At 45.9% G+C, this 15,641-nt stretch carries 16 protein-coding genes; 6 read left to right on the top strand and 10 right to left on the bottom strand.

The genetic code is table 11. The annotated features are described in order from the left end of the window. Nucleotides 1-62: 62 nt before the first annotated feature. Nucleotides 63-1,664 (bottom strand): Na+/H+ antiporter, encoded by a 1,602-nt coding sequence (locus B0I27_RS12845; protein ID WP_106293967.1) that lies wholly within the window; start codon nucleotides 1,662-1,664, stop codon nucleotides 63-65. An 87-nt stretch (nucleotides 1,665-1,751) separates the two neighbouring features. Here B0I27_RS12845 and B0I27_RS12840 point away from each other — a divergent pair, with 87 nt between their 5' ends. The 5 genes from B0I27_RS12840 to B0I27_RS12820 all read left to right on the top strand — a co-directional run bounded on the left by B0I27_RS12840 (nucleotide 1,752) and on the right by B0I27_RS12820 (nucleotide 7,313). Further along, complete coding sequence (locus B0I27_RS12840; protein ID WP_106293965.1) at nucleotides 1,752-2,885, top strand: XdhC family protein; 1,134 nt, start codon at nucleotides 1,752-1,754, stop codon at nucleotides 2,883-2,885. A 9-nt stretch (nucleotides 2,886-2,894) separates the two neighbouring features. Continuing rightward, complete coding sequence (locus B0I27_RS12835; protein ID WP_106293963.1) at nucleotides 2,895-3,503, top strand: nucleotidyltransferase family protein; 609 nt, start codon at nucleotides 2,895-2,897, stop codon at nucleotides 3,501-3,503. A 64-nt stretch (nucleotides 3,504-3,567) separates the two neighbouring features. Beyond that, nucleotides 3,568-4,053: a (2Fe-2S)-binding protein gene (locus B0I27_RS12830; protein ID WP_106293961.1), complete on the top strand. Its 486-nt coding sequence runs from the start codon at nucleotides 3,568-3,570 to the stop codon at nucleotides 4,051-4,053. Further along, nucleotides 4,046-5,065, top strand: coding sequence for an FAD binding domain-containing protein (locus B0I27_RS12825; protein ID WP_106293959.1), 1,020 nt, complete (start codon nucleotides 4,046-4,048; stop codon nucleotides 5,063-5,065). Before B0I27_RS12830 ends, B0I27_RS12825 begins: the two co-directional genes overlap by 8 nt. A gap of 10 nt (nucleotides 5,066-5,075) precedes the next feature. Continuing rightward, a complete protein-coding gene (locus tag B0I27_RS12820; protein WP_106293957.1) occupies nucleotides 5,076-7,313 on the top strand; it encodes a xanthine dehydrogenase family protein molybdopterin-binding subunit in 2,238 nt (745 codons plus the stop codon). A 3-nt stretch (nucleotides 7,314-7,316) separates the two neighbouring features. On the opposite strand, the gene B0I27_RS12815 is transcribed toward B0I27_RS12820, so the two are convergent. From B0I27_RS12815 to B0I27_RS12795, 5 genes are all read right to left on the bottom strand, one after another. Continuing rightward, nucleotides 7,317-7,946, bottom strand: coding sequence for a hypothetical protein (locus tag B0I27_RS12815; RefSeq protein WP_106293955.1), 630 nt, complete (start codon nucleotides 7,944-7,946; stop codon nucleotides 7,317-7,319). Between the two features lie 52 nt (nucleotides 7,947-7,998). After that, nucleotides 7,999-9,129 (bottom strand): 3,4-dihydroxy-2-butanone-4-phosphate synthase, encoded by a 1,131-nt coding sequence (gene ribB / locus B0I27_RS12810; protein ID WP_106293953.1) that lies wholly within the window; start codon nucleotides 9,127-9,129, stop codon nucleotides 7,999-8,001. A 94-nt stretch (nucleotides 9,130-9,223) separates the two neighbouring features. After that, nucleotides 9,224-10,228, bottom strand: a complete 1,005-nt coding sequence (locus B0I27_RS12805) for a GntR family transcriptional regulator (protein ID WP_106293951.1) — start codon at nucleotides 10,226-10,228, stop codon at nucleotides 9,224-9,226. 96 nt (nucleotides 10,229-10,324) lie between these two features. Further along, complete coding sequence (locus B0I27_RS12800) at nucleotides 10,325-10,957, bottom strand: outer membrane beta-barrel protein (protein ID WP_181276775.1); 633 nt, start codon at nucleotides 10,955-10,957, stop codon at nucleotides 10,325-10,327. A 13-nt stretch (nucleotides 10,958-10,970) separates the two neighbouring features. Further along, the gene (locus B0I27_RS12795; RefSeq protein WP_106293947.1) at nucleotides 10,971-11,606 is read right to left on the bottom strand and encodes an outer membrane beta-barrel protein; all 636 of its coding nucleotides are present in this window, start codon (nucleotides 11,604-11,606) and stop codon (nucleotides 10,971-10,973) included. 127 nt (nucleotides 11,607-11,733) lie between these two features. Between B0I27_RS12795 and B0I27_RS12790 the strand changes: the two genes are divergently transcribed. Beyond that, nucleotides 11,734-12,624: a PH domain-containing protein gene (locus B0I27_RS12790; protein ID WP_106293945.1), complete on the top strand. Its 891-nt coding sequence runs from the start codon at nucleotides 11,734-11,736 to the stop codon at nucleotides 12,622-12,624. 35 nt (nucleotides 12,625-12,659) lie between these two features. On the opposite strand, the gene B0I27_RS12785 is transcribed toward B0I27_RS12790, so the two are convergent. The 4 genes from B0I27_RS12785 to B0I27_RS12770 form a co-directional block, all read right to left on the bottom strand. Then, nucleotides 12,660-14,006 (bottom strand): rhodanese-like domain-containing protein, encoded by a 1,347-nt coding sequence (locus tag B0I27_RS12785; protein ID WP_106293943.1) that lies wholly within the window; start codon nucleotides 14,004-14,006, stop codon nucleotides 12,660-12,662. A 71-nt stretch (nucleotides 14,007-14,077) separates the two neighbouring features. Next, on the bottom strand, nucleotides 14,078-14,491 hold the full coding sequence (locus tag B0I27_RS12780) for a DUF6691 family protein (RefSeq protein WP_106293941.1): 414 nt from the start codon (nucleotides 14,489-14,491) through the stop codon (nucleotides 14,078-14,080). A 14-nt stretch (nucleotides 14,492-14,505) separates the two neighbouring features. After that, nucleotides 14,506-15,063 carry a YeeE/YedE family protein gene (locus B0I27_RS12775; RefSeq protein WP_106293939.1) on the bottom strand — a complete coding sequence of 186 codons (558 nt, stop codon included), beginning with the start codon at nucleotides 15,061-15,063 and terminating at the stop codon, nucleotides 14,506-14,508. A gap of 103 nt (nucleotides 15,064-15,166) precedes the next feature. Beyond that, complete coding sequence (locus B0I27_RS12770) at nucleotides 15,167-15,631, bottom strand: thioredoxin family protein (protein WP_181276774.1); 465 nt, start codon at nucleotides 15,629-15,631, stop codon at nucleotides 15,167-15,169. Nucleotides 15,632-15,641 lie beyond the last annotated feature (10 nt).

The raw sequence follows: 15,641 nt of genomic DNA, 5'->3' as shown, positions 1-15,641 counted from the left end.
GTGATAAGTTTAGGCGTCTAAATATAGTACTTTAGATGATTAACTGCGTGAAAGTGAATAATCTATTTCTTATTCAGACGAGCTTCTTCGAGGTCCAGATTATGCTCCATATCCCGGAGCACCTCCTCATCGTATCGCTTCTCCTCGGCAAGGAGGTGCAAAGCATTCCGGCGCAGGTTGATGAGCTCAAGCATAACCCTTTTATATAGCTTCTTTACTGAAGCCAGATCAATATTCAGATCGCCACTTTCAGCCATTTCAGACACTCTAATCGTCCGCTCAAGCTGTTCCCGTATTCTCCTTATCGCATCAACTTCCGACATCTCTTTTGTATAGTAGTTTTCGAGGTAAGCAACAGATTGCCTGGCGAGCTGCAACCTGATAACTTCAAACTGCTCCTCAGCCGGCGTATAGTCATCAACCTCTTCAACCTTCAGCCACCTCAGAAAGAGCGGCAACGTAAGCCCCTGAAATACCAGCGTTACGAGGATCACGATAAAAGTGATAAACAAAATCAGGTTGCGGTGTGGAAAGGCTTCTCCGTTGCTGAGCGTAAGCGGAATCGCCAGTGCGGATGCGAGTGATACTACTCCTCTCATGCCTGCCCACCCTATGATAAAAGGAAGTTTATACCCCGGATGGTTCTCATCCCGACGAACCCTTCGGCTAAGGATACGTGGCAGGAAGGTAGACAGGTAGACGAGTACTATCCGAATAACAATGACAATCGCGCTGATCATCAACGCATAGGTGACCGCCTGCTCCCTGGAATAGTCGCCTAGCCCCTCTACAATAAGCGGAAGCTCCAGCCCGATCAGAATAAACACGAAGCCGTTTAACAGAAACCCCACAGTCTCCCAAACTTCTTTTGTCTGTATGCGGGTATGGTAATTAAGAAATTCTCTGGAGCGGAATGAGAGGAAAAGTCCGCCGCTGACTACAGCAAGTACCCCTGACCATTCAAGCTCTTCCGCAGTAATGTACATCAGGTAAGGAGCAATAAGCGTGATAGGAGTCGTAATACTGGATGAACGCGCCCAAAATCTGAGGATAAAATAAAGAATATGTGCGATGACTAATCCTACAAATACGCCCATCACCGCAAGCTCCGCGAAGCTTACGGCTGCCTCCTGCAGGATAAATTGACCCGTTAGCACGGCTGCAGTAGCAAAGCGGAACACCGTTAGCGAGGCCGCGTCATTTACCAGGCTTTCCCCTTCCAGTATGGCCAGGCCCCGTTTAGGCATATTCAAACCCTTTAAAACAGAGGTTGCAGCTACCGCATCTGGCGGTGAGATAATTCCTCCTAAAAGAAACCCCAAGGCAAGCGTGAAACCGGGTATGATATTGGCAGAAAAGTAGGCTATCGCCAGCGATGTGAAGAAAACCAGTCCAAAACCCAGAGAGAGAATAGATCTTCTCCATCGCCAGAAACTTTGCCATGAAGTATTCCAGGCCGCTTCAAACAGTAAAGGAGGAAGAAATATCAAAAACACCAGATCGGGATCAATGCTGATCACCGGCATTCCTGGCAGTAAGGAAATACCCAGTCCGCCGACCACCAGGAAAATGGGGTAAGAAATCTTTAGCTTTTGGCTCAGCAGGTACAGCATCGCCATGGCAAAAAACAATGTCAGAATCAGAAGCAGGTTTTGATGTATCATACCAAATCGCTCACAAAGTTAAGTGAAACATACCAGCCGTTTAGATGTTTCATAAAACCGACCCTTAAACCACTCCGAATATAGTGAATGAAAGAAATAAACGACATTATCAAAGCATATGAAACAGCCTCCGCACAAAGGACGAAAACCGCACTGGCAACGGTTGTTCATATGGAAGGTTCTTCCTACCGCAGGCCGGGCGCGCGAATGCTCGTCACTGAAACGGGAGAATTAACGGGCGCGATCAGCGGTGGCTGTCTGGAGGGCGACGCCCTTCGTAAAGCTCTTCTGGCGATACATGAGTCACGAAACAAGCTGGTAACTTATGACACCAATAATGAAGATGACGCACGTTTCGGCGTGCAGCTCGGATGCAACGGCGTTATTCATATCCTCTTTGAGCCTATCAACCCGCAGGCGAAGCATAACCCCATTACGCTGTTGAAAAAAGCGATAACAGAACGCCGACACTCAGTTATTGTAACACTTTTTTCCCTCCTCAACAAGCAAAATCAACCGGGAACGAGCTGTCTGCTGAATGATAACGAACTGATTATTAACAACAGTACGCAGTATAAAAACCTGCCTCCAGGCCTGAGCGATGATGCACAAACAGCGCTGACTACAAAGCTCAGCCTGGTTAAGGATTACAGTCCTGACCTCATCGGCTTTGTGGAGGTTATCGAACCTCAGATAGCCCTGGTAATAGTTGGTGCAGGCAATGACGTCATTCCGTTAACCCAGATGTCGCAGATTCTGGGCTGGAGTACAACTCTTATAGACGGTAGACATACACATGCTAACAGGACACGATTTCCCAACGTTAGTAAGATCTTCGTTCTAAAGCCTGAATCGGTACTTGATGAAGTCGTGACTGACAGCAGGACAGCTTTTGTACTGATGACTCATAACTACAATTACGACCTTGAGGTACTTAAACAACTTGCAACAGTCAATTGTGCCTACATCGGTATCCTCGGGCCAAAAAAGAAGTTCCTCCGTATGATTGATGATCTCGCAGACAATGGCCTGGAGCTGCCTGAGACTGTTCGTGATAATATCTATAGTCCTGTCGGCCTGGACCTGGGAGCTGAAACCCCAGAAGAGATCGCCTTATCTGTAGTTGCTGAAATAAAAGCCGCTTTCGCCTGCCGCAAGCCAATATTCCTTCGCGACAAAGAGCAAGCCATACACGCAGGGAGCAAAAAACTCCCTGCTTAATGAACAAGTATGGAAGACTACGCAATCATCATCCTCGCCGCCGGGAGTTCAAGGAGAATGGGACAGCCTAAACAGCTTCTGAGAATACAGGGAAAAACGTTACTGAGGCACACGATCGATGAGGCTAAAATCCTGCTACCCTCCTCCGTTTTTGTCGTCGTTGGTGCAAATGCAGATGTCGTTAACTCCGAATTAAGCCACGACCCCAATATTCATATCTGCTATAACGCCTTATGGCACGAAGGGATGGCATCTTCCATTAAAACTGGATTAACGTCAGCCCTGGCTCACAATGCGGTGATCAAGGGCTGCCTGATCAGTGTTTGCGATCAACCCTTCCTTACAAGGGAAATATATGCAGGACTTATAGCCGCACATAAAAAGAATCCGGGACGCATCATTGCATCCCTTTACCGAGATGTTGCGGGTGTGCCAGTGCTCTTCGACAGTGATTATTTCCAGCACTTGATGACACTCAATGGACAGCAAGGTGCAAAAAAACTATTGAACAGCCCGGCTTTCAAAACGCTTCATGTGCCCTTTCCCAATGGCCACATAGACCTCGACACCCCCGAAGATTATAAAAGGTATCTCAGTCAGGCAGCCAAAAAGGGATAAAACCTTTTCATCAAACCGCCTGTTCTAACCCTAACTTACAATCATTCACCTTTAATTTTGAAGTATGGCAGCACCCGAGCTTCGCTCCATCAATCTCAACATCAACAAGGAACAACATGTTCTTCAGGTGCTACCTTGGGTTTCACTACTGGATGCCTTGCGCGACCACCTTCAGCTTACCGGCACCAAGAAAGGTTGCGACCATGGACAGTGTGGGGCATGCACGATTCTGTGCGACGGGAAAAGAATCGTCAGCTGTCTGACACTCGCTGTCATGAAAGACGGCGCCAGCATCACAACCATCGAAGGCATAGCCGATGGCGAACAACTGCACCCCCTGCAGAAAGCGTTTATCGAACATGACGCCTTCCAGTGTGGTTACTGTACGCCCGGACAAATATGCAGTGCCATAGGAATGATTCAGGAAGGGAAAGCGAAGACAAGGGCTGAAGTGAAAGAGCTTATGAGCGGGAACCTCTGTCGTTGCGGTGCCAACATAGGAATAATTGACGCCATCATGGAAGTAATGGAAGGAGGTTCAAATGAATAACTTCGACTACCAGCGTGCGGGCTCCTTCGACGAGGCCATCCGCCAGATTACCGCGAAGAACGACACCAAAGTCGTTGCCGGTGGCACGAACATCCTTGACCTACTGAAGTACTTTCTCACATCCGCCGACAGGCTTATCGATATCAATCATACCGGCAATCACCATGACATCAGAGAAACAGAGTCTGGAGGTCTGCATCTCGGCGCTCTGGCCACAAACGCAGAAACAGCCTATCATCCCCTTGTCGAGAGTCGCTATCCTCTACTCGCCCAATCTATCCTGGCCGGCGCATCTGCACAGATTCGTAATATGGCAACGAACGGAGGAAACCTTCTGCAGAGGACACGCTGCTACTATTTTTATGATGCAAGCAGCCCCTGCAACAAAAGAGAACCCGGCAGCGGATGCTCCGCCATTCCCGGCTATAACCGGATTATGGCTATTCTTGGAACCAGCGAACATTGTATCGCGGTGTATCCTTCAGACATGAGTGTCGGTTTAGCAGCCCTCGGTGCCGTTGTAAATGTAAGAGGTCCTCAGGGAGATCGTAGCATTCCTTTCTCTGAGTTCCATCGCCTGCCGGGAGAAACTCCTCATCTGGACAATAACCTGCAGCATGGCGAGCTCATCACAGGCATTGATCTCCCGCAAAAAGGATTCGCAGAGAATTACTCTTATCTCAAGCTACGCGACAGAAACTCTTATGCCTTTGCCCTTATTTCTGTTGCTACAGGACTGGAACTTGATGGAGACATCATCAAGGATGCCCGCATAGCCCTGGGAGGAGTAGCCCACAAACCCTGGAGAATCCCTGAAGCCGAACAGTTTTTAACAGGCAAGCCTGCAGTTAGAGAAAGCTTCGCCGCATGCGCAGATATAGTGCTGCAAGGTGCTGTACCTTACAAATACAACAGTTTCAAGATCGAGATGGCCAAAAGAGCAATCATTCGCAATGGTATGATGGCTCTCGATCCATCGTCTCAATTACCCGGCGCGCAGCCTTCAGTTTAAAACATAAAGCATGTCAGTTCAACCATCAATAGGAAAATCACTGAACCGTCTGGAAGGACATTTGAAAGTTACGGGAGCAGCCAGATATGCGGGAGAGTATCCGGGCGAGAACCTTGTTTATGGCTATATCGCCAACAGCACGATCACGAAAGGAAAGATCAAAAGCATAAACACCAAAACTGCCCTGTCTCTCAAGGGTGTGATCGAAGTTTTCACCCATAAGAACCGGCCCTCCCTGGCATGGTTTGACTTCCAGTATGCCGACATGGACGCTCCTCCAGGTGCGGCGTTCAAGCCGCTTGCAGATGCAGAGATCAAGTATAATGGACAGCCGATAGCGCTAGTTGTCGCAGAGACTTTTGAACTGGCACGCTACGCTGCGACCTTAATCAACGTCGAATATGAGGAAGATACATTCGAGACAAACCTGATTGACAACCTGGACAAAGCCCGCTCACCCAAACTGGGCCTGGCAACGTTCCTGAAGCCGCCACCAACGAAGCCAGTTGGCAACTACCAAAAAGCCTACGAAGAATCTTATGCAAAGGCCTCCGGAGAATTCTACCACGGCACAGAGCACCACAACCCGCTCGAACTATTCGCTACAACAACCATCTACGAAAAAGACGGCAAGCTGACGATATATGATAAGACACAGGGCACCGTAAACTGCCAGATCTACGTCGCTAATGTGTTCGGTTTAAAATATAAAAACGTACAAGTCATATCTCCTTATGTTGGAGGTGCTTTCGGTTCAGGCCTGCGCCCGCAGTTCCAGCTTTTCTTCTCTGTGATGGCGGCCCTTGAGCTAAAGCGACCGGTGCGCGTCACCCTCGACAGACATCAGATGTTTACCTTTGGACATCGCCCTCCCACCTTACAGCGTACACATTTCGGAGCAGACACCACCGGAAAAATACAGGCCTTACATCATGCCGCATATGCGGAGACCTCGCGGTTTGAAGATTATACCGAAGTGGTTGTTAATTGGAGCAATGTCCTGTACCCTTCAAAAAACACATTGATGGAGTACAAAATTGTACCTCTGGACGTCTTCAGCCCGCTCGATATGCGGGCGCCGGGAGGGAGCACAGGAAGTCATGCTATTGAAAGCACGATGGACGAGCTATCATACGCATTAAACATCGATCCCTTAGAACTGCGGCTCATAAATTATTCGGAGATCGACGAGAGCACCGGCCGCCCCTTTTCCAGCAAGGAGCTCCGCCAATGTTACCTGCAAGGCGCAGAAAAGTTTGGCTGGTCGAAGCGGAGTCCGCAGACCAGAAGCATGAAGCGTGGAAACAAGCTGGTCGGATACGGTATGGCTACCGGAATCTGGGAAACTATGCAATTGCCTGCCCGTGCCGAGGCTCAACTCACAAAGGATGGAAAACTACACGTCCTGAGTGCAATAACCGACATCGGCACCGGCACACTTACGGTAATGACGCAGATTGCTGCTGATGAGCTTGGCCTCTCCATGGAAGACGTATCTTTCTCTTATGGAGACAGCAAAATGCCCTTCGCACCCATTCAGGGCGGCTCTTTTACGGTATCCACCGTAGGCTCGGCCATCAAAGCCGCAGGATCTGCGTTACGCCATAAAATTTATAAGAAAGCGCAGGCAATCAAGGGAAGCGCCTGGAAGAACCTAAAAATCGAAGATGTAGTCTTCAACGGGGGCTGCGTCAGCCTGAAAAAGAATCTGTCCGATACCATTTCTTTCAGGGAGATCATTGCAGCTAACAAGGGCAGGATGATTAAAACCACCAACCTTTCGCTTCCCAAATCGTTCAAACTAAAGAAATACACCCGGGCCGCTCACAGCGCCGCATTCGTTGAAGTAGAGGTTGATGAAGAGCTCGGAGTAATTAACGTCACACGGGCGCTTACTACAGTAGCAGCCGGAAGGATTATCAATCCCAAGACAGCCCGCAGTCAGATATTAGGGGGAATGATCTGGGGAATCAGCAAAGCCCTGAGGGAAGAAACTATTACTGATCATGAAATGGGCAAATACATGAATCAGAACCTGGCAGAATACCACATTCCCGTACATGCCGACCTGCACGAACTTGAGGTCGTATTCGTAGAAGAAAAGGACGATATCGTCAACGAACTCGGAACAAAGGGAGTAGGAGAAATTGGATTAGTAGCCATTCCACCAGCGATCGCCAATGCCGTATTTCATGCCACCGGAAAGCGAATTAACCAGTTCCCTATCCATTTTGACTCGCTGCTATAAGATCTACAGGCCCGCTATATCGTTATAATCGTAAACAAGATCCCGCAACGTCTTCTCGGTAAAACGAGAGGCGTTGTTAATCTTATCAGCTATTTCCGGTATATCGCCCATTGTGCTAAGCAGAATCTCTTTAACCTCCTGTTTGCGGCTATCACCAGCCATGAGCCGTGTCACTACATCCTTAAGAACTGTATTTTCGCCACCCTTCTCTACGTAGTAAGCCGGAGACTTTCCTCTGCCCGACCCTAATGAAACACCTAAGCCACCCATCATGCCACCTCCAAAAACTCCCGATGAAACAGACACTGATGGTGAATAACCATCATCAAGGGTCAACAGATTTACCGCACCGCTGTCTACTACACGGAGGAAGCGCCATGCGTTGCCCTGCTTATGATAAACCTGCCGGCTCAGATAGTTCGCACCATTATCATACAACTGAAGCACCTTGTCGGGACTGAGTTTAACAGTCTTTTTGTTATCTGTCTTGATCTTCAGCGACGAGGAGGTTAGCGCCGTGATCTTCCCACGAAGTGTATCTCCCTCAGAAGTGAGAACATAGTCCTGAGAATAGGCTGCAGAAACAGAGAGCAGAAGAACAAAAAAGAATAAGAATCTAAAGTATCTATACATCTCTCCTAAAAACGCTCCCTCAAATTGAATAGTATCTAAAAAGGATCCTCATTTAAGAAATCGGCACAATATCGACAACCTCAATACCGTAACCCTTCAAGCCGGCACGCTTCTTCGGGTTATTTGAAAGCAACCTCATTTTAGAGATTCCCAAGCTCCGGAGGATCTGCGCACCAATGCCATAATCCCGCTGATCCGCAGTCACAGCCGTGGGTGCAGACGGAGCACGCTTGCCGGCCTCCATGCCGTTATATTTATAGAGCTTATCAAGCAGTGTTGTACCAAAGCTCTCCTGGTTCATATAAATGATAACGCCCTTTCCTTCGTTCTCGACCATTTGCATAGCCTTGTGGAGGACATTATTACAATCACACAGACAAGACCCGAAGATATCCCCGGTTATACAGGAACGATGCACACGCACCAGGACCGGCTCTTCCGGCGCCCACTCGCCCTTAACCAGCGCCAGGTGATGATCACCTGAATCAAGTTGAGTATAAGCAACCATATTGAAGTTGCCCCACTCCGTAGGTAGTGTAATGGCCACCTCTTTCCGTATCGAAGTTTCAGAGCTTAGTCGGTAAGCAATCAGGTCCTTAATCGATATCACCTTCATATTAAGCTGTTCAGATAGCTTAAGAAGATCCGGAAGCCGCGCCATTTCGCCATCTTCATTCATGATCTCAACGATCACTCCAGCAGGTTCCAGACCCGCCAGGCTCGAAAGATCTACCGCCGCTTCTGTATGTCCCGCTCGTCTCAGAACACCGCCGTCCTTGGCACGCAATGGAAAGATATGTCCCGGCCGCCCAAGATCCGAAGGCCTGGTAGATGGATCTATCAGGGCCAATACCGTCTTGGAACGATCAGAGGCCGAAATACCAGTCGTGCAACCTTTACCAATCAGGTCAACAGATACAGTAAAGTTCGTTTCATGAGTGGCCGTATTGGTACCAACCATCAGCTCGAGATGAAGCTCATCACAGCGCTTCTCTGTCAAAGGAACACAAATCAGTCCCCTCCCCTGAGTAGCCATGAAATTAATAGCCTCCGGAGTAGCGAATCTCGCAGCAACCATAAAGTCGCCTTCATTCTCTCTGTCGTCATCATCCACGATAATGACGATCTTACCGTTCTGAATATCGGTTATCGCCTCCTGAATTGTATCTAAGCTGGTCTTCATCAGAACAAAACTAATGCAATATCATGAGTTGTTCAATTTTTTATCTGCTTTGTTATTTATAGGATTTATCCGCCTGGCTGACAAATTATCGAAACTACAAAGATTTCCTTTTGATAATTTTGAAAGGATTATGAACCTGAGCAAACTCTTTATTCAAGATCAGACGGGCTGTAGTCTCTCCCATTGCCTCAAAATCTGTGGTGATCACCGTGATATCAAGCAACTCCTTCAAAGCAGTTTCATTGAAAGAGATGATACCAATATCCTCGCCTATGGAAAGACCCTTGAGCCTCACGCTTTTTATCAAAGATGCCAGGTCCGAATCGGTAAGCGTGATATAGACGTGTTTCTTCATCAATGCGGTGTGATTAGCGTCTGAGACGATGGAAAACTGCTTATCATATTCAAGGCAAAACTGCCGTATGCCATCCGTTATTTCCGTAGGGTGATTCCTGTGCTCAGGAAATATGATGGTGATGCTATTGTATTTATGCAGCAGATCGGAGGCAGACCGCAGTGCATTATAGATGTCCTTTCTGAAGTCCTGGTAAACCGCTATATATCCATCGAAGTCCAGTGAAACATTCTTGTCCAGGAGAACAAGCTCATGAGCTGGAACCCCTTTTAAAATGTCAGATAGTTCTTTCTTGTCAACATGCTGAAAAAAATGGGGCATGATAACATAGTAGTGATACTTGCCTCTTGCCCCATCCAGGATCTCTTTTAACATCTTCGGGTCATAGTGATGAACCTGTAACTCCACCTTGGCCTTACGACCGAGGGTCTTAATGAAAGACTCATAAACATCCTTTTTATAAGAACTAAGCTTATTTAAAATCATCAGGATCTTTATACTTGAGCGCTCTACCTCGTCAATATAATTGCCCTTCCCCGGCACGGAAATGATGTAGCCCTCTTCTTTCAGTCTTTTGTAAGCTCTCTCAACCGTGTCGCGGGCAATCTTATGCTTCTTACTAAAATCTGTAATAGATAGCAGGCGGTCATTTTTTTTTAACAAACCCTTTTCGATATCACGCACAATCCCCTGCACGATTTGAGTAACTTTAGGAAGCTTATCCTTTGGATCAATTAAGAGCATTATAATTTGGTTAGTTTAAGCCCGGTCAAGGTAACAAATTTTCGGCGTTTGAGAAATCAATGCCTGAACCAAATTAACTCTGCAAGTCTTATAAGCTCAATCAGCTTTTGATCCTTTGCCAAATACATAGAACACTCTTAAATTTAACTGATTCGTCAATCCAGCAGAAAACTTACTCGCTTTAAAGCTCTCTCGATCGGCTTCCTTATACGTCATCTTGCTGTAGCCGACTGCAAACAAGCCGGCCGAGACACCAATATTTCTGGTTGGGAAGTATTCAATCTGCAAATCTATCCCTGTGTCGAATTGTTCGGTAGTCGAGTCATCGTAATCCGGATGTTTACTTTTACCGAAGGCGTAAAAAACATAGGGCCCTGTAGCGAATCCCAGCTTATCCGAAACCATAAGGTGCCGCCTGAGACCAATTTGCGGAACTAATGAATGTGATTTGCTTTTCCTTACATCGTCATTACTCTCACTCCGCCTATTCGATATTCCCACGCCAAATCCTCCTCTTAGCTCCCATCCATCCGCTATAAAATAACTATAAGCTGGTGAAATACTAAAACCCAGATCACGGATGGTTTGATCGTCAAAACCGGTTGACCTATCGGTCGATATACCTGCAGAGAGTCCTATGCCAAGATATTGGGTTCCTTTTTCTGTCTGAGCAAGACTGGCTTCTCTTACTGCGAATATCAACAGTAAGCAGAATAATATATTTTTCATATAATGATATCCTCTATTTAGCCCCAAACACAAAAAAGACGGATAAATTAAGTCCGTTAGTAACATCTAATTCAAAAGAATTGATCTTACTGTTCGTTTCTGTTGTTCCCTTGACCTCCTGTTTTATATGGTTGTAGGAAAGAGTCGCCAGGTTCGCGGCTATACCAATGCTTTTTACAGGGAAGTACTCAATTCCTAGATTGAGGCCTGTGCGGAAGCCTTTACTGGTCGTTTCTTGTTTCGGTTGATCAGGGTAATCCGATTCGGAATTACCTTTGATAAATGATGCAAATGGACCGGTTCGGATTCCGAACTGCTCAGAAAACATGAAGTGTTTTTGAAGGAATATCGTAGCGCCAAACTGCTGGTCTTTGAGACCATTCATGTAATTATTTTGCTGCAAAAATTCATAGTCGCTATTAAAATAATTTAGAGAGGCGCCTATTTCAAGCTTGTCCTTCACGAAGTAACTGAAAGATGGTCCAAAACCAAAGGAAGTAATCTTTCGCTCGGGTATGCCATCCCTTTCATTTTTCTCTTTCGAATAGTTGACCGAGAAGCCAAGTGTTTTCGTTCCTTTTTCGGTTTGCGCGCGCGCCACTGACATGCAGGCGAGTGCCAGCACCAGGAGTGATAGGTTTAATTTCATTTAAGTGTGGTTTATTTAAGTGTAAAGTAGAACTTTTTTTCGAAAATCCGCTATAATTCTCTTTCTCAGCTTAAGAAATATTTAAATTCACAATCTGGACTCTATTAAACACTCATTTGGCCTTGGCGTGAAGCAATTGATTTCAAAAGCTCAATACAAAAGGAGCGAAAAGGGCGAGTTTCATCATATCGCCCATCGAACTGTTGAAGAAACTAAATCTTTCATCAGTAACTTCCCCTGGAAAACAGAGCGTAGTCTGGCATCCGTTGAACTTACTTGTCCTTCTGTTACCCTCGAACATCCGGGCGGCACCTACTTAAAAATTGGCCCCTATTTCGGCGAGAAGTACTCATTATACTATCTGGCACCAAATAAGAAGGTATATTTCCAAAATGTGGACACCATGGAAGAGGTATCCCAATGGGTAAAAGTATACTTCGAAAATGAGGGAAAATTGACTGGCTTTAAGAAGTACAGTTTCACCCTGAACCCGCTATCTCATTTCAAAACTAATCGGTTTGAGTACTTAGTGAACAGGAAAGCTACAATGAACTTTTTCAGGGGTACGAGAAACATACTGTTGATGGCTCTAGTACTATTCTGGATCAGATTCATCGGAAACCCGAATATACCAGCCATCCTTACCGTTACCACGATCGTGCTTTCGTTCTTCCTGATTTATTCCTGTCCCTTGATTTATTTCTACTTCAATTACTTCTCGTCCGACAGGAATTCTTACCTACAAATCTCAAAGGGACACGAAGAGTTCATTTACGGTACCAGGGACAATAAAAAGCGATACAACAAGCAAGACATTGCGAGCATTGACACCTATGTTACATCAGCATATAGAAGTCCCTGGCGAGAATGCGAACTCTTCATAATCACCTTCAAAGATGGCGAACGAATCCGTTTTACCAGCTTATTAATTTCCAGTTCTACTTTCCGGAAAAAGTTTCCTAACAACCCCATAAAGGTGAATAGCAAGTACTTCCCTACAGTGGAAAGCATAGAATAGCCACGCTACAAAAGAGAACCATCACACTATCCTTTTTAATAGAATTTCTTAATGTCCTCACTCAAATCATACACCTTAGCATCCAGTCTGCTCTCCAACAAGCTGCTGCCGGCCGCACTCCGATACCCGCCCGCACAATGAACCACAATTGGTTTGTTCGTAGGAATTTCTTCAGAACGCTCGGCAAGTTCCGGTAGCGGAATGTTAATGGCATCTTCGAAAACCGGCTTTTCCCTTGCTTCACTGCTGTTCCTTATATCGACGATGGTAAAGGCGGCGGGATCTTCCTTAAACGTATTAAGATTCAATATATCTGATTTCTCATCCCCAGCATCCAGCACGAAGGCTTCTCTAATAAAGGGTTCGTAACCGATCTTTGCTATACGCTCTATCAAGGCGGTTAATGTTTCATTACTCCTACCTGCCAAATAAAACAAGTCGCCGGGAGCTACCAGAGTGCCTAGCCAGGTCTCAAATTTCTCCCCATCCATGATATTGATGGAATTCGTCAAATGCTGTTTCTTATAAATGTCAGCATCCCGCGTGTCGACAATAAGCACTTCGGGATCCAGTAGAGCTGCTTGTTCCCGGTTGTCGACTATCCTGCCTGAAACAACTTTCTGCACGCTTTCATCAAATGAAGGTGCACCCTTCTTATTTAGATCAACATCGTAAGGGAAATATTTGGGTATAAAAGGCTGATCAGCCGTCAGGGCTGTAACAAATTCAGATTCTGACATTTCCCGCAAAGACCAGTTAGTCAACTTCTCGGCAGCTATCGTACTGCTATTTGCTTTGCTCAGAGCCTTTCCGCAAAGGGTTCCAGCTCCGTGAGCAGGATAAACCGCTACATCGTCGTCCAGCAACATCAGCTTATTTCTGAGTGAACTGTACATTTTCTTGGCAAGTTCCTCACGTTTCAAATTCAGATCCTCCCCTTTCTCTCTCAAATCCGGCCTGCCACAATCGCCGATAAACAGGGTATCACCCGTAAACACGGCGATGTCTTTGGACTTATGCTCCAATACAACCGAAATACTATCCGGAGAATGGCCGGGCGTATTCAACGATTTAAGTTTGACATCTCCAAATTCCAGGGCCGCCCCTTCATCAAAAGCAACAAAAGGATACCCGGCGCTCAACAAGGTACTTACATAAATCTTTGCTCCCGTTTCCTGATGAATTTGAAGGTGACTGCTAATAAAATCTGCGTGTGGATGCGTTTCTATAACCCCGATGATCTTCGCTTCATTTGCCAAAGCATAATCATAATAGCTCTTAGGGTCGCGGGCAGGATCAATCAATACAATTTCCCGGTTATCGCTCAATATCGCATAACTATAATGGGAAAGGTTCGTATCCTCAAATTGCTCAATTTTCATATCTACATTTATCTTAAAAGTTCGAGAAGCCACTGATTTTGCTGATTCTCAAACAACACCATTCACAATTATTAATGCGGCAGCTTATGTTTTATCAGTCCATAGACATAGGTGCCAACCAAAGCTCCAAATATAACGATCAACATCGCCAGGTATCCATAGCCAACATTCACGAACATCGGACCGGGACAGGCACCGGTTAATGCCCAACCCAGGCCGAAAATTGTCCCTCCAATGATGTAGCGGGGATAACTTTTTTCTTTGTCCCGAAAGAGGATTGGCTTACCAGAGTAGTCTCTGACTTTAAATGTCTTAATCAGAAAAACGATTACCGAGCCTAAAAGCACGGCGGTTCCGATAATCCCATACATGTGAAAGGATTGAAAGCGAAACATTTCCTGTATCCGATACCAGGATATCGCTTCCGACTTACTCATGATGATACCGAATAATACGCCTGCTAGTATATATTTTAAAGATTTCATTTTTCGTAGTTAAGTTAAAACAGGTATGGCAAGATCAAATACGTCATTGCGAGCCCACCGATAAAGAACCCGATGACGGCTATTAAAGAGGGCATCTGCATATTCGTCAGTCCGGATATAGCGTGTCCGGAAGTACAGCCCCCTGCATACCTTGTACCAAATCCGACAAGTAAACCTCCCACCAATAGAATTAAAAAGCCTTTGAAAGAAAAGACAGCATCCAGTCCGAATAATTGCGAAGGATTTAAATTTCCATCAAACGCAATTCCCATACTTTCAAGATCAGCAATTGTGGCACTGGAAAGCTGAATGGGTTGATCATTATTCAGCAAGGTAGAGGAAATGAAACCACCTATCACTGCACCAAAAATGAACAGCAGATTCCACTTTTGTGCTCTCCAGTCAAAGTCGAAGAATTTTACTTTTCTACCAGCGCCTGCTATAGTACATATCGTTCTCAAGTTTGATGACACGCCAAAGAACTTACCGAAATAGATCAACAGCGTCATAATAAGGGCGATGGCAGCACCTGATAGATACCAGGGCCAGGGTTGTTTAAGTAATTCTATCATATATGAACATCTTTATGTTTGCCGATTGAAAGTATTATTTCACAAAGATCAGATATTTATTAAAACAGAACGGTGACTTCGGTCACCAAAGGCACCCACATCTTTATTTATTCAATTTCATTAGCGACTCTGTCAGCAGCTGTAAATCCTGCTTAGCCAGCACCCCGCTATGGCGGTAAAGAATATTAAGATCCTTATCCATAATCACCCATGTGGGGTAAGCCAAAGTGCCGTTGTGCTTCCCAAGCGCTACAGCGAGTTCATGAACACCAGAAGATTTGCCGTTCGGCAGAAAACGGTAGGTCCTCCCTTTAAACTTGAGCGGCTCCTTTGCCTCTGCATTTATCTCTGCATAATAGAAATGAGCGCTATTTTTCTGAAACTTCTTATTCCGGCGAATTTGAAACTTTTGCATCTTGCAATAGACACACCAATCTGTCGAGAGCAGCAGTAAAACGGGCTTAGGCTGGACAGTCATGCTATCCTGTAAGTTCTTAAAATCAAGCGGGCGGGTCTGTGCTTTTACGCCGGACGAGCTGATCAGTACCCATCCGAAAAAGATATACATTGGTATGTAC

This window comes from Arcticibacter pallidicorallinus, from assembly GCF_003002875.1.
GTDB lineage: Bacteria > Bacteroidota > Bacteroidia > Sphingobacteriales > Sphingobacteriaceae > Arcticibacter > Arcticibacter pallidicorallinus.
Note: the sequence above shows the minus strand (reverse complement) of the source record. Positions and strands in the feature narration are given on the sequence as shown.

Excerpts from the sequence above, each read along its gene's own strand:
- B0I27_RS12845 (WP_106293967.1), bottom strand. The coding sequence starts at position 1,664 with ATGATACATCAAAACCTGCTTCTGATTCTGACATTGTTTTTTGCCATG.
- B0I27_RS12840 (WP_106293965.1), top strand. The coding sequence starts at position 1,752 with ATGAAAGAAATAAACGACATTATCAAAGCATATGAAACAGCCTCCGCA.
- B0I27_RS12835 (WP_106293963.1), top strand. The coding sequence starts at position 2,895 with ATGGAAGACTACGCAATCATCATCCTCGCCGCCGGGAGTTCAAGGAGA.
- B0I27_RS12830 (WP_106293961.1), top strand. The coding sequence starts at position 3,568 with ATGGCAGCACCCGAGCTTCGCTCCATCAATCTCAACATCAACAAGGAA.
- B0I27_RS12825 (WP_106293959.1), top strand. The coding sequence starts at position 4,046 with ATGAATAACTTCGACTACCAGCGTGCGGGCTCCTTCGACGAGGCCATC.
- B0I27_RS12820 (WP_106293957.1), top strand. The coding sequence starts at position 5,076 with ATGTCAGTTCAACCATCAATAGGAAAATCACTGAACCGTCTGGAAGGA.
- B0I27_RS12815 (WP_106293955.1), bottom strand. The coding sequence starts at position 7,946 with ATGTATAGATACTTTAGATTCTTATTCTTTTTTGTTCTTCTGCTCTCT.
- ribB (WP_106293953.1), bottom strand. The coding sequence starts at position 9,129 with ATGAAGACCAGCTTAGATACAATTCAGGAGGCGATAACCGATATTCAG.
- B0I27_RS12805 (WP_106293951.1), bottom strand. The coding sequence starts at position 10,228 with ATGCTCTTAATTGATCCAAAGGATAAGCTTCCTAAAGTTACTCAAATC.
- B0I27_RS12800 (WP_181276775.1), bottom strand. The coding sequence starts at position 10,957 with ATGAAAAATATATTATTCTGCTTACTGTTGATATTCGCAGTAAGAGAA.
- B0I27_RS12795 (WP_106293947.1), bottom strand. The coding sequence starts at position 11,606 with ATGAAATTAAACCTATCACTCCTGGTGCTGGCACTCGCCTGCATGTCA.
- B0I27_RS12785 (WP_106293943.1), bottom strand. The coding sequence starts at position 14,006 with ATGAAAATTGAGCAATTTGAGGATACGAACCTTTCCCATTATAGTTAT.
- B0I27_RS12780 (WP_106293941.1), bottom strand. The coding sequence starts at position 14,491 with ATGAAATCTTTAAAATATATACTAGCAGGCGTATTATTCGGTATCATC.
- B0I27_RS12775 (WP_106293939.1), bottom strand. The coding sequence starts at position 15,063 with ATGATAGAATTACTTAAACAACCCTGGCCCTGGTATCTATCAGGTGCT.
- B0I27_RS12770 (WP_181276774.1), bottom strand. The coding sequence starts at position 15,631 with ATGTATATCTTTTTCGGATGGGTACTGATCAGCTCGTCCGGCGTAAAA.